This is a genomic window from Methylobacterium gregans, assembly GCF_022179245.1.
Taxonomy (GTDB): Bacteria; Pseudomonadota; Alphaproteobacteria; order Rhizobiales; family Beijerinckiaceae; genus Methylobacterium; species Methylobacterium gregans.
In genome coordinates, this window is the sequence record NZ_BPQM01000065.1 from 1 (window position 1) to 12,253 (window position 12,253).

The 12,253-nt window shown below is 67.3% G+C and carries 12 protein-coding genes and 1 pseudogene; 6 read left to right on the forward strand and 7 right to left on the reverse strand.

Translation table 11 applies throughout. The features are described from left to right. On the reverse strand, positions 1-1,098 hold a 1,098-nt coding region (locus MFF54_RS14195; protein ID WP_238303571.1), incomplete at its 3' end, for an efflux RND transporter periplasmic adaptor subunit. A 654-nt stretch (positions 1,099-1,752) separates the two neighbouring features. Here MFF54_RS14195 and MFF54_RS14200 point away from each other — a divergent pair. After that, positions 1,753-1,980, forward strand: coding sequence for a hypothetical protein (locus MFF54_RS14200; protein ID WP_003596837.1), 228 nt, complete (start codon positions 1,753-1,755; stop codon positions 1,978-1,980). A 223-nt stretch (positions 1,981-2,203) separates the two neighbouring features. Here MFF54_RS14200 and MFF54_RS14205 read toward each other — a convergent pair whose 3' ends face one another. Continuing rightward, on the reverse strand, positions 2,204-2,467 hold the full coding sequence (locus tag MFF54_RS14205; RefSeq protein ID WP_003596834.1) for a hypothetical protein: 264 nt from the start codon (positions 2,465-2,467) through the stop codon (positions 2,204-2,206). A gap of 278 nt (positions 2,468-2,745) precedes the next feature. On the opposite strand from MFF54_RS14205, the gene MFF54_RS14210 reads away from it, so the two are divergent. Next, on the forward strand, positions 2,746-3,441 hold the full coding sequence (locus MFF54_RS14210) for a YoaK family protein (protein ID WP_012455875.1): 696 nt from the start codon (positions 2,746-2,748) through the stop codon (positions 3,439-3,441). A gap of 8 nt (positions 3,442-3,449) precedes the next feature. On the opposite strand, the gene MFF54_RS14215 is transcribed toward MFF54_RS14210, so the two are convergent. Then, complete coding sequence (locus MFF54_RS14215; protein ID WP_003596830.1) at positions 3,450-4,781, reverse strand: ATP-binding protein; 1,332 nt, start codon at positions 4,779-4,781, stop codon at positions 3,450-3,452. Continuing rightward, entirely contained in the window at positions 4,778-5,524 is a 747-nt protein-coding gene (locus MFF54_RS14220) for a response regulator transcription factor (RefSeq protein ID WP_017484348.1), read from the reverse strand. Before MFF54_RS14220 ends, MFF54_RS14215 begins: the two co-directional genes overlap by 4 nt. Before the next feature lie 525 nt (positions 5,525-6,049). Between MFF54_RS14220 and MFF54_RS14225 the strand changes: the two genes are divergently transcribed. Then, a complete protein-coding gene (locus MFF54_RS14225) occupies positions 6,050-6,454 on the forward strand; it encodes a flagellar basal body rod C-terminal domain-containing protein (RefSeq protein ID WP_003596828.1) in 405 nt (134 codons plus the stop codon). A 59-nt stretch (positions 6,455-6,513) separates the two neighbouring features. On the opposite strand, the gene MFF54_RS14230 is transcribed toward MFF54_RS14225, so the two are convergent. From MFF54_RS14230 to MFF54_RS14240, 3 genes are all read right to left on the reverse strand, one after another. Next, positions 6,514-7,200: a ZIP family metal transporter gene (locus tag MFF54_RS14230; RefSeq protein WP_003596827.1), complete on the reverse strand. Its 687-nt coding sequence runs from the start codon at positions 7,198-7,200 to the stop codon at positions 6,514-6,516. A 7-nt stretch (positions 7,201-7,207) separates the two neighbouring features. Then, positions 7,208-8,164: a cation diffusion facilitator family transporter gene (locus tag MFF54_RS14235; protein WP_003596826.1), complete on the reverse strand. Its 957-nt coding sequence runs from the start codon at positions 8,162-8,164 to the stop codon at positions 7,208-7,210. 137 nt (positions 8,165-8,301) lie between these two features. Beyond that, the gene (locus MFF54_RS14240) at positions 8,302-8,724 is read right to left on the reverse strand and encodes a MerR family transcriptional regulator (RefSeq protein ID WP_003596825.1); all 423 of its coding nucleotides are present in this window, start codon (positions 8,722-8,724) and stop codon (positions 8,302-8,304) included. Between the two features lie 64 nt (positions 8,725-8,788). On the opposite strand from MFF54_RS14240, the gene MFF54_RS14245 reads away from it, so the two are divergent. The 3 genes and pseudogenes from MFF54_RS14245 (at position 8,789) to MFF54_RS14255 (ending at position 12,211) form a co-directional block, all read left to right on the forward strand. Beyond that, on the forward strand, positions 8,789-10,927 hold the full coding sequence (locus tag MFF54_RS14245; protein ID WP_003596824.1) for a heavy metal translocating P-type ATPase: 2,139 nt from the start codon (positions 8,789-8,791) through the stop codon (positions 10,925-10,927). 225 nt (positions 10,928-11,152) lie between these two features. Next, positions 11,153-11,581, forward strand: coding sequence for a MerR family transcriptional regulator (locus MFF54_RS14250; protein ID WP_026105497.1), 429 nt, complete (start codon positions 11,153-11,155; stop codon positions 11,579-11,581). Positions 11,582-11,744: 163 nt separating this feature from the next. Then, positions 11,745-12,211: pseudogene (locus MFF54_RS14255) on the forward strand (VIT1/CCC1 transporter family protein). The last annotated feature ends 42 nt before the right edge of the window (positions 12,212-12,253 follow it).

The following is a 12,253-nucleotide window of genomic DNA, read 5'->3' on the forward strand; positions in this document are numbered from 1 at the left end:
CCAGGCCATGTCCTTGTTCGGCAGGGCGACGATGACCTTGGCGGCACGCGTGTCGGCGGTGAGGAAAGGACTGACGAAGACGACCTTGCCCTTCTCGTGCTGCACGCCGCCCTCCTGGCCCGGCGCGTCCGTCACGGTCGCGCCTTCCTTGACCTTGGCGAGTTCCGAGGTCGGAACGGCAAGTTCGATCCACACCGTTGAGAGGTCGGCGACGGTGTAGAGGTCGGAAGGGTCGCCTTCCTTGCCCACCGCGGTGCCGACGTCGACCTTTCGCTCGACGATGCGCCCCGACATCGGCGAGCGCAGTTCGTACTGGCGCAGGCTCGACAGGTTCGGGGTGGTCTCGTCGCGCTTGGCCAGCTTGGCCACCGCCGTCGCGTCGAGCCCCAGCGCCGACAGCTTCTGCCGCGCCAGATCCTGGCGCAGCGTCGCCTCGGAATAGACCGCCTTGGCATTCAAGAAGGCGCTCTCGGCCGAGATCCGCTTGTCCCAGAGCGCCTGCTGCCGTTCGAAATTGGTCTTCTCCAGGTCGGCCTTCACCGAGGCGGTGAGGTACTCGCTCTTGGAGTCCGCGACCTCGCGGCTATCCAGGACGGCAACGACCTCGTCCTTCTTGACGGCGTCGCCCAGGCGCTTGCGCATCTCGGCGACGGTGCCGACGACCCGGGCAGGGACCCGCGCGATCCGGTCGGTGTCGGGCGTGATCGTACCGGGCACCAGGATATGGCGAGACAGCATGGCGCCCTCGGCTTTGGCCACCTTGATGTCCTGGTTCTCGATCTGCTCGGCGGTCATTTTGACATGACCTTCCTCGCCTTCGGCCTCGGAGTGGTCATGCTCGCCTTGGGTCTGCTCGGCCCCGGGCTTACTGGCCGGCTTGCCGTGACCGTGACCGTGTCCGTCGCCCGCGGCGTGGCCCGCCTCGCCGGGGGAAGCCTCGGCGGAATTCGCGGCGGTGGGGCCGCTGGCGAGGTTGAAGACGGTCGGCGGCAGGCCAGCCGATATCAACAGCCCCTGGACGAAGCCGGAGACGGCGGGAACCGCAGCGCCCACGAGGACGCCGACGGCCAGGATGAGGGCGGTCAGGATGATGCGCATGATGCCTGCTCGGGCGTGCCGGAAGCCGATGACGGACATGCCGGACAATCGCGGTCGGTGACGTGAGGAGACGGCTCGGGTCGGTCGGACCCGGGTTCGTGACGCGCCGCCTTCGCGGCGTCACCTCAGGCGCGCGGCGGCCTTGGCAGGCGGTCGGGAGAGACCGAGGGCATCCTCTCGGACAATCTGGCGTAGGAGGGGCGCGTTCCGTCGGGGAGCGGGGCATCGCCGGCGACGGTCGTGCTCAAGGCGACGTGGCAACCGCAATGGACGTGGTCGGCTGACCCGGGGTCGGAGGCATGATCCAGGCCAGACACCGTATGCGGGACGAGCGAGAGTTCGCTCCTGTCATGGCCTTGACGGCCCTGGTGAGAGACAAGGTCGTCCATGAGACCGGCGCCGGGCATCGCGATGGCCAGCGCCAGGACGAGCGCGAGGGCGGCGGTTGCCCACCACCCCGTCATCGCTCCGAAGCTCATATGGCGCCGCGCCGAAGTCATCACCGTCCTTATCTGCGATTCCGAGGCTGTGTCGCAAGCTGCGGTCGCCCGTTGTGGTGAAGGCTTCCCTGGTCGGAGGATACTGAATGGTCGCTTCACGCCCCGTTCAAAGCCGTCGGCAGAGCCTTGTGCGACCAGCAAGGAATTTTCGTCCATGAAACGTCGCTTGATCACCCTGACGACCGCTGCCCTCGCATCGGTCCCCATGACCGCGTCGGCCCAACATTACGGCTACGGACCACCTCCCCACCATCATGAGGAGGTGCGCCGCCACCATCACGGCGACCACGACCACGTGGAGGTTCGTCGCCATCATCACGACGACCGGGACGAGAACCGCCACGGCTTTGAGCGCCACGATCACCGCGAGTTCGACGACTGAACGTTTCGGTCGACCGAACCAAGGCGGACGCCCGCCCCGACTTGCGTCGAGGCGGGCGTTTCCACGATGCGTGAGGGGGCTGTATCGCACCGTGAAAAGTCGTCCGGGCAAGGGGACGCCGCGAGCGCGTAGCCGAGGCCCGTTGCCAGGAGCGCGAAGACGACGAGCAGGGGCAGCAATCGCATCGCGCGTCTCCCGCTCATCGTGTCACCTCGTGGGAAGCTTACTTCTTGCCGGGCTTATCCTGGCTGTGCCCGTGCGCGTGGCCGTCGCCTTCGCGGTGCGCGGGCTTGCCGTCCGGGCCTTTCTCCTGCGCCTCCCGCACCCGCGGATCGTCACGGTGGGCGGGTCCGCCGGAGACGTCGCCCGAGTTCGGGACGCTGCGCTCCGGATTGGAGGCGTTGCCGTGCCCGTCGACCGCGAGGGCGGGCGTGGCCGCTCCGGCCAGCATCGCGGCGGTGAGAACGGCGGCAAGCGTACGCTTCATCGATCTGTATCCCTTCCATCGGCCACATCGGCCGCTTGAGGAGTGGAGATAGCCGACCCGTTTGACTGCCGTTCGCCGCGTTCGTGACGAAGTGTGTCAGGCGCGCGTGCCGACACACTTCGTCAAGGTCGAGCAAAGCCTCGGCCATGGGGTCGACGTATCCCTACCGGCTCCCCGCAGGACCGGACGCCGGGTCGAACGCGACCCCGGCGAGATCCGACGCGGCAGCGACAGGTGGCCAAGTGGACAGATCTTTCCCGTCGAGACCCGAGACCCGCGTGCCCCTGGCCGTCGCGCTGGCATTCCTGGCGGGTTCGGCCGACTCGATAGGCTTCCTGGAACACTCTCAACTGTTCATGTCGTTCATGAGTGGGAACACGACCCGGTTCGGCGTCGCGGCCAGTTCCTTCGATTGGTCGGGCGTCACCAGGTTCGGCAGCACCATCGCGCTGTTCTGCTTCGGTGCGTTCGCCGGCACCCTTGTTGCGGCTTGGGCTGGGCGGTGGCGTCTTTCGGTCCTGCTCGGCGCGCAGGCCGTCCTGCTGTCCATCGGCAACCTCCTGCCGGAAGCTTCCGATGCGTTTCCTCTTCATGCCTATCCCGTCGTCCTTGCCCTCGGCATGCTGAATGCGACGCTGCAGGATGAGGCCGGGCGGAGCCTCGCCCTGACCTACGTCACCGGAACCGTCGTACGTTTCGGGACCGGTTTGGCGAACATGGTCCTGCACAAGCCCGCGCCGTCGTTCTGGCTCCAGGCACCGCTTTGGGCGGGCCTGACGCTTGGCGCGGTCGCCGGCGGCTTCATCCAGAAGGCCCTTGGTCCCGATGCCTTCCTCGTTCCGGCGGCCCTGTCCGCGTCGCTGGCTGTCGCAGGCATCATCCTCACGGTGGCACTGCCTGGGAGCGGCTATGTCTCGAACGAGCGGTCGGCGCAGCCGGACGCGCACCCCGACGCACCGGCGACCGCCCGGTAGGCCGCGTCTCAATCGCGTCCCTTCGCCCTCGGCAGGCGGATCTCGGCCCGCAGGCTGCCCTCTGGCCGGTTCGACAGGACGAGCGTGCCGCCGTCCGCCTCGACCGCGCGCCGGGCGATGGTCAGTCCGAGCCCCGTCCCGCCCGTGTTGCGGTTACGCGACCCCTCCAGCCTGGTGAAGGGCTGGAAGGCCCGGGCGACGTCCTCCGGCGCGATGCCGGGGCCGTCGTCGTCGATGCGCACCACCAGGGTCGCCTCTTCGATCTCGATGCCGACCCGGACCCGGATCCCGTAGCGCACACCGTTGTCGACAAGGTTCTCGACCGCGCGGCGGAAGGCAACGGGACGTACCGACGCCAGCGCCCGGCCGGGGCCGTCGTAGCCCACCTCGCGGCCCACGTCCGCGGAGGCGTCGGCGACGCTCATCAGCACGCTCGCCACGTTGACGACCTGCCGTGCTTCCGGGTCGGCTTCGCCACGCAGGTACGACAGCGTCGCGTCGATCATGGCCTGCATGTCGTCGAGGTCGGCAGCCATGGCACGGCGGTCCGCAAGGTCATCGACCTTGTCCAGGCGAAGACGGAGCCGGGCGATCGGCGTGCGCAGATCGTGCGAGACCGCCGCCAAAGCCTGCGTCCGTTCCGCGACGAGGCGGTGGATGCGCCCTTGCATCGCGTTCAGCGCCCGACCGATCCCGCGCGTCTCGTCCGGTCCGACCTCAGGCACGGACACGACCGTACCGTGCCCGATCCGGACGGTGGCGTGCGTAAGTTCCCTGAGCGGGCCGGCGATCCGGTGCACCAGCACGACGGCGGCGACGCCGACCAGGATCGCCATCGCGGTGGCGAGGTACGCCCAGGGTGCAAGGTGGACCAGGTGAGGCGAATGGGCGGACCGGAAGGTCAGGAAACTGCCGTCCGGCAGCGGGAAGGCGCCGCGCAGGTCCTGTTGGTGCAGCGGCTCGTCCGGCGCCGCCAGGGCGAGCGCCAGACCTGGGCCGAGCACGGGCTCGATCTCCAGGACGCGTTCGCGCAGATCGCGCAAGGCGGGGTCTGTCTTGCCCGTCTCGGCGGATTCCCCCCGCTCCCAGCCTATCTCGAAATGACCCGACGAGAGGGCTTTTGCCTCGATGCCGCGCTCCCCCGGCGGTCGCCGCAGTACCGCTTCCCGCGCCAAGACGAGCTGTCGCGCCACTTCGTTCGCGAACGCCTCGTCGGCCGCGGCCGACGCCGACTGACGGTACAGCAACAACGCGCCCCCGTGGACCACGAGTACCGCCAGCAACAGCACGGCGACGGTGCGCCCCTCCAGGCTGCGGGCAAGATCGACCAGTTGTTTCACGCCCGCTCGACCTTGGCGGCCATCATGTAGCCGGAGCCGCGAACCGTCTTGATCACGGGGAGCGTGCCCTCGGGCGGTTCGAGCTTGCGCCTCAGGCGGCTGACCAGGGTGTCCACGCTACGGTCGGACGGGGCGGCGAGCCGTCCGCGGCTCATCTCCAGGATCTGCTCGCGGCCGAGCACGCGCCCGGGATGCTCTAGGAACACCATGAGTAGGTCGTGCTCGGCCCCCGAGAGGTCTACGGCAGCCCCCCCGGGATCGGTCAGCTGCCGGCTGCGCAAATCGAGCCGCCAGCCGGCGAAGGTCAGAACCTGTGCCCTCTCCGCCGCGGTGGCGGCCGGCGCGATGGTGGTCCGACGCAGCACCGCGCGGATGCGGGCAAGGAGTTCCGGCCGGCCGAACGGCTTGGCGACGTAGTCGTCGGCTCCGAGTTCGAGTCCGAGTACCCGGTCCGCCTCCTCGTTGCGGGCGGAGAGCATGATGACCGGCACGGTGCCCTTGCTGCGCAGCGCCCGCAGCAGATCGAAGCCGGAGGCGCCGGGCAGCATCACGTCGAGCAAGACGAGATCGACCGACTTCCCGGGCAGAAGCGACCACATCTCGGCGCCGCTGCGGCAACCGGTGACGCGGTAGCCGCTCTCCCTCAGGAGTCGCGTGACCAACACCCGCATGCCGTCGTCGTCTTCGATCAGGAGGATGTGCTCCTGTGCGCAGCCCGCTCCCGGCCTGTCATCGCGTTCCATCAGCCACCGTTTCATCCATCGCCGCGGGGTCCATTGCGAACAAAGTCTCCGTCAGATTCAGATAACGCATCAGGGGACTCTCATCGAGTGGGCCACGAACGTCAATGAAGTCACTTGTATAAATTTTGCATATTTTATATTGTCGATACGACTGCTCGACCAAAAATACGACCAATTTGATTTGATAGTATGCTCTATACATAATTAAATGTAATTTACGAGGATATCAAAATTTTGAAGTCAGAAGCGGTCGATGCCGGGTGAGTACAAATCGGCCTATGGATCCGGCTGTCGCGGAGGTGCGAATGGAGCGATCCGATGCTCGTTCGCCCGATTTCCCGGAAAAGAGCTGAACGGTGGTTCGAAGACATCGCCGAATACTCCTGAATTCGGACGGGCCGGCGCTCGGATTACTCTAACACCATGAGGCGTGAATTAACCTTTTTTTAACTCTAACTCATTAGATTTGATTAACAAATTTGTGCACGCCGGGACAGGATGCCGGCAAGAGGGAGGCTGGCGGCGATGAAGGACGACATTTCCGGGCCAAGCTTGGCGTCTGCCGCCCTACGCATACATCAGGGTCGCATGCGCGTGTCGGTCGAGAATATTGCCAACGCGCGTTCCACGGCGTCCGCCCCAGACGGCGAACCCTATAGGCGCAAGATTGCAGTGTTCGAGCCGATCACGGGCAACACCGAAGAGGCACCGGCCATCCGTATCGTACGCGACAAGACCGAATTCCCGACGGTTCATAGTCCTGGACACCCCGCCGCCGATGCTGGCGGCAACCTCAAGCTTCCCAATGTCCGCCCTACGGTCGAGATGTCCGAACTTCGCTCTGCGATGCGAGCGTACGAGGCCAATCTGCGCACTATCGCGACCTTTGACGACCTGAAAGGAAAGACGCTCGCGCTACTGAAGAGCTGATGTCATCGACCCGAAAGCCTTTCGTGATGACGCATCAAACGCGGCCGGCACGTGCGCCATCAACCGACAAGCTCATCGAGCAAGAGCAATAGCAGGAAGCCTGCGAAGAACATCGCGGTCACCCATGGACGGTCCTCCGTTTCGTGTGCCTCGACCAAAAGTTCCTCCGTCACGAGGTAGAGGAGCGCAATCAGGCCGAAGGCGAGAAAGCCGCCGCGGATGGCCGCGGGCAGCGTGGCGACCGGGCCGCCGAGCAGCGCACCGAGCGGCAGCAGGACGACGAGGGCGGCGGTCAAGCCGACCACCCTGGCTTTCGAGGTTCCGCCCTCGCCGAGTTCGTTCGCGACGGTCAGGCCGAGGAACAGCACCTCGATGGTCAGGGCGACCGTAAGCAGGAAACCGGCCTTGGCGCCCGCTGCGAAGGCGATGCCGAGGACGAGCCCGTCCACCAAGATATCAATTCCGGTGACGGTCAGTAGACCGACTGGTCCTTTCACCCGACGCTCCAGAGTGCGGACCGCGAGCATGGCGGCAACACCGACGCCGCCGCCGACCAGGGTGGCCCAAGGCGATCCGGCATGCTTGAGGTCAGGCAGGATCTCGCCCGCCGCCGCGGCGAATACGACGCCTGCGGCGAAGTGCTGGATGGCGCTGACCAAGACGGGTCCCGGCCGCATGTTGACGGCGACCGCGGCGCCGAGGACGGCGGCGGCTGCCGGGATGAGGGTATAGAGCCAGGCTTGCATCGCAGGTTCAGACCACGCCGTCCGGGGCCAGGGCGCAGGCGGTCGTCTCGCTCGTCTCGACCTGCAACGTGACGTGGACGATCCCGAAGCGGCCCCTCAATTCGCGTGCGGCTCGTATAAGGAAAGCGTCGTCCGTGCCGTCCGGCCTTACGAGATGGCTCGTCAGGGCGACCTCGGTCGTGCTCATCGGCCAGACGTGATAGTCGTGGACGGCCGTGACGTCCTCCAAGCCCCGCAGATGCGCGCGCACGGCGTCAGGGTCGATGCCGGGGGGCACGGCGGCGAGCGACATCCGCACGCTGTCGCGCAGGAGTCCCCAAGTGCTCCATACGACCGCCGCGGCGATGAGTAGGCTGGTCACCGGATCGAGCCAACGCCAACCCGTCAGGGCGATAAGCAGGCCGGCGACGACGACGCCCGCCGAGACGGCGGCATCGGCGGCCATGTGCAGAAAGGCCCCCTTCACGTTGAGGTCGCCTTCGCGCCCCGATGCGAACAGCCAAGCGCTGATGCCGTTGATCAGGATGCCGATGCCCGCGACCACCATCACGGTGGTCCCGGCCACCGGTGCGGGCTCACCGAAGCGCCGGACGGCCTCCCAGGCGATGGCGCCCATGGCGACGAGGAGGATGACCGCGTTGAACAAGGCGGCCAGGATCGAGGAGCTCTTCATGCCGTAGGTGTAGCGCGGCTTAGGCGCCCGTTTCCCGAGAATGGCCGCGGCCCAGGCGACGGCGAGCCCGAGTACGTCCGAGAGGTTGTGGCCTGCGTCGGCGACGAGGGCGAGGGAATTGCTCAAGAACCCGTAGACCGCCTCGACGATCACGAAGGCGACGTTCAGACCGATGCCGACGGCGAAGGCCCTTCCGAAACCGAAGGATGCCTGAGCATTGCCGGAATGGCCGTGTTCGTGTCCACCTCCGTCACGGAGGGCACGGACGGAGCGATCTGCGTGTCCGGTCATTGGGAAATCCGCTCGGCTTCATGCCCTCGGCGGGGCGTCCGACATATGCGGCACGCCTAATTCCTCTAGCGACTGGAGGAGCAAGGGGTTTCGAACGTGGTGAGCGCATAAAATCCAATTCCGCGTGGCCGTAGGCATCAGTGAACCTCGTGCAGGCATTCACCGTGATCGGCCAGCACCTCGACGATGCGGCATTCCCGGACACTGCCCCGCGAGCATTGATCCAGCATCGCCTGGACCTCCACCCTCAACCCGGTGAGCCGCGCAATCCGGTCGTCGATGTCAGCGAGATGCCGGCGGGCGATTGCGTCTACCTCCCCGCACGGGCGTTCCGGCTGCTCGGCGAGATCGAGCAGCGCGCGGATGTCCTCGATCTCAAATCCGAGTTCACGCGCGTGCCGAATGAACCGAAGCCTGCGGACGTCGGCCGCGCCGTAGGTCCGCCGGTTGCCTTCCGTTCGGGACGCGCGCGGCAGGAGTCCGCGCTCCTCGTAGAATCGGATGGTCGGCACCTTCACGGCTGCCTGCCGCGACAATTCCCCGATTGCGATGGGCTTCAAGATATTTGCTCCTCTAGTCGCTAGAGGAAGTAGGGTCGCCTTAACCACAAGGAAGGCACCCGCCGTGACCGAAGCAGCGACCCTGGACAGGACCGACGTCCCGACGACCCGCCTGCGGGTGACCGGCATGGACTGCGCGTCCTGCGCGGCGAAGGTCGAGGCCGCCGTGCGCCGCCTGCCCGACATCGCGCAGGTGCAGGTCTCGGTGGCCGCCGAGACGCTCGCGGTGCGTCACGGACCCGGGACCGATGCGAGAATGATCGCTGACACCGTCCGCGGCCTCGGCTACGGGGCCGAGGACCCGGACGCCGTGGCGTTGGGGGATACCGCTGAGACACCTTGGTGGAGGGCGCCGAAAGCCCTGCTGGCGGCTTCCTGCGGCGCGGCCCTGGTGACAGCCTACGCGCTCGGGCACGTCGCGCCGATTACCGAGCGCTGGGCTTTCCTCGCGGCCATGGCGGTTGGGCTGGTGCCGGTTGCCCGACGAGCTATCTTGGCCGCCCGGCATGGGACGCCTTTCTCCATCGAGATGCTCATGACGATCGCCGCCGTCGGCGCGACCGTCATCGGGGCGACCGAGGAGGCGGCGACCGTCGTCTTCCTGTTCCTGATCGGCGAAGTTCTGGAGGGCGTCGCTGCCGGTCGAGCCCGGGCGAGCATCCGTGGGTTGACCGGTCTCGTCCCGGAGACGGCGCTGCTGGAACGCGACGGCACGACTGAATCTGTGCCCGCCGCGAGCCTCAAGGTCGGCGCCACCGTGCTGGTGCGGCCGGGTGACCGCGTCCCGGCGGACGGGACCATCCTCGACGGCGGGAGCGACGTCGACGAGGCGTCGGTCACCGGTGAGAGCGTGCCGAGGCGCAAGGAGCCTGGCGACGCAGTCTTCGCCGGGACGGTCAACGGCGACGGGGCGCTCCGCGTCCGGGTGACCGCGGCTGCCAAGGACAACACCATCGCCCGGGTGGTGCAGCTGGTGGAGGAAGCGCAGGAGGCGAAGGCGCCGACCGAGCGCCTGATCGACCGGTTCTCCAGGGTCTACACCCCCGCCGTCGTCGCGGTGGCCACCTTGGTGGCGGTGGTCCCGCCGCTTCTCACGGGCGGCGCGTGGGGGGATTGGGTCTACAAGGGGTTGGCGATCCTGCTGATCGGCTGCCCCTGCGCGCTCGTCATCTCGACGCCGGCGGCCATCGCGGCCGGCCTCTCGGCCGGGGCCCGGCGCGGGCTTCTCATCAAGGGCGGCGCCGTCCTGGAGCGGCTGGCCTCGGTGACGACGGTCGCCTTCGACAAGACGGGAACCCTGACGGAGGGCAAGCCCGTCGTGACGAACGTGGTGGCATTCGGGAGGTCCGAGCGGGACGTGCTGTCGCTGTCGGGCGCCCTTGAGGGTGGCTCCTCGCACCCGCTCGCCCGGGCCGTGCTGGCCAAGGCCGCCGAGGCCGGAGCGCCGGTGCCCCCGGCATTCGGGGCCCAGGCATTCGGCGGCAAGGGCATCGCCAGCAAGGTCGGGGGGCTCGACTTGTTCCTTGGCTCGCCGAGGGAAGCCGGCGCGCGCGTGCCGTTCACGCCCGATCAGGAGGAGCGGGTCTCCGGGCTCCAGGGCGAGGGTAAGACCGTGTCCGTGCTCCTCGCGAACGGGGCGGTAGCCGGGCTGCTCGCGATGCGAGACGAGCCCAGGTCCGACGCGAGGGAGGGGGTCGACCGCCTTGCGTCGCTCGGCGTCGGCGCGATCATGCTGACCGGCGACACCGCGCGGACGGCCTGGGCCGTGGCGGCCGCGCTCGGCATCGAGGTGTGGGCCGAGCTCCTGCCTGAGGACAAGCAGCGGATCGTGCGGGAGCGCCAAGCCACTGGCGCCGTGGTGGCCAAGGTCGGCGACGGCATCAACGACGCGCCGGCGCTCGCGGCCGCGGACGTCGGTATCGCGATGGGTGGGGGCGCCGACGTGGCGCTTGAGACGGCGGATGCGGCGGCCCTGCACGGACGCGTCGCAGACATCGCCCGGATGATCGAGCTTTCGCGCCGGACGCTGTTCAACATCAGGACGAACATCGCCCTGGCGCTCGGCTTGAAGGCAGTGTTCCTGGTCACGACGGTTCTAGGGGTCACCGGCCTATGGCCTGCCATCCTGGCGGATACCGGGGCAACCGTGCTGGTGACGGCAAACGCGCTGCGGCTCCTTGGAGAGGGAAGATCGAGCGCCTGAGGCCCTTCACGTTCCCACCATGGGAGGTCCCATCCGTGTGCGACGTCATCAACGGGAGAGCGTCACGCAAAGCTTCAAGGTCAAAAGGATGGGCTGCGGCGGCTTAAAACGGTCGAGTGACGGATGGCGTTCGGACAGTTCGTCGGAGCCATCCGCTTTCGTGCCCCCTTCCCATCGAGGAGGAAGGAGAGTGCAACCTCTAAGGACTGGAGGTTTGGCCGGGATATGAACATTTCAATCGGAGAGCTGTCGCGCCGCACGGGCGTGAAGGTGCCAACCATCCGCTACTACGAGGGAGCAGGCTTGATGCCGGCCCCGACCCGCACCGAGGGCAAGCAGCGTCGCTATTTGGAGACAGAGATATCCCGGCTCAATTTCATCCGTCATGCGCGCGAACTCGGATTCGAGATCCAGGCGATTCGCGAGTTGCTGGCTCTGTCCACCGAGCCGGACCGGTCCTGCGCGGAGGTGGACGGCATCGCCCGTCGACACATGGCCGAGGTCGAGCGTCGAATCGGGCAACTCGTGGCTTTGCGCGGAGAGTTGCGGCGCATGGTCGAGGCATGTGGCCACGGTCGGGTGGGGGAGTGTCGGGTGATCGAGACGCTGGCCGACCATCGACAGTGCGCGCATGAGCACGGCCGCATCTCCTGAATCCGGGACCTGCTCAGGAAAAGCCGGGCAAGCTTGCGCCGTGTCGGCCATGACGCAGCGCTGGTTTATCCGCCACGAAAGTTTCAGCTCGTGCTGCGGTCAAAGGTCTTTCGGATGAACACGTTGGGCCTGCCGACCCTCGCTGTTCTCGCCGTAGCCGTAAATAGGACCCGCACAGCACCTTATCGACCGTGCCGGCTGGCTTCGCGTCGCGGCGTTTAGCACCAACGATGGACCCGTATCGACCGCGAGCCTCAGCGTCGGCGTCGCGGTGTCCGCCACGCACAAACGGGGAGATCCTGATGGCTAGCGCGATGTCGATGGCGGTCGGGAAGTGCCCTTCGGTCAATTCCCGGTCCGAGACCGAGCGGGCCGACCGCGAGCGGCTCGAACTCACCGACGACCCCTGGCGAAGCGCCAAAATCTCGCTCGCATCTACGTCGAGCGCGGGCCCGAATACACGGAGGTAGCGGCCTCGCTGGTGTTCCTCGCCATTCTCGGCGCCCTCGGGGCGAAGGCGGGTGGTGCCGCAGTGCCGCGGGCGACGGTACAGTACAGGTGACGTTCCGGGGATCACTCGCCGTGGGCGTCACCGCAGGCATCGGGAGCCTCGTCGGCAAGGTCGTGTGACGAGGCTCGAAGGCAGGACGGGGTGAGCCTGGAACGCGCCGA

Bases quoted from the DNA above. Each gene is read 5' to 3' on its own strand.
- MFF54_RS14200 (WP_003596837.1), top strand. From the start codon at position 1,753: ATGAAACGTCGCTTGATCACCCTGACGACCGCTGCCCTCGCATCGGTC.
- MFF54_RS14205 (WP_003596834.1), bottom strand. From the start codon at position 2,467: ATGAAGCGTACGCTTGCCGCCGTTCTCACCGCCGCGATGCTGGCCGGA.
- MFF54_RS14220 (WP_017484348.1), bottom strand. From the start codon at position 5,524: ATGGAACGCGATGACAGGCCGGGAGCGGGCTGCGCACAGGAGCACATC.
- MFF54_RS14225 (WP_003596828.1), top strand. From the start codon at position 6,050: ATGAAGGACGACATTTCCGGGCCAAGCTTGGCGTCTGCCGCCCTACGC.
- MFF54_RS14230 (WP_003596827.1), bottom strand. From the start codon at position 7,200: ATGCAAGCCTGGCTCTATACCCTCATCCCGGCAGCCGCCGCCGTCCTC.
- MFF54_RS14235 (WP_003596826.1), bottom strand. From the start codon at position 8,164: ATGACCGGACACGCAGATCGCTCCGTCCGTGCCCTCCGTGACGGAGGT.
- MFF54_RS14250 (WP_026105497.1), top strand. From the start codon at position 11,153: ATGAACATTTCAATCGGAGAGCTGTCGCGCCGCACGGGCGTGAAGGTG.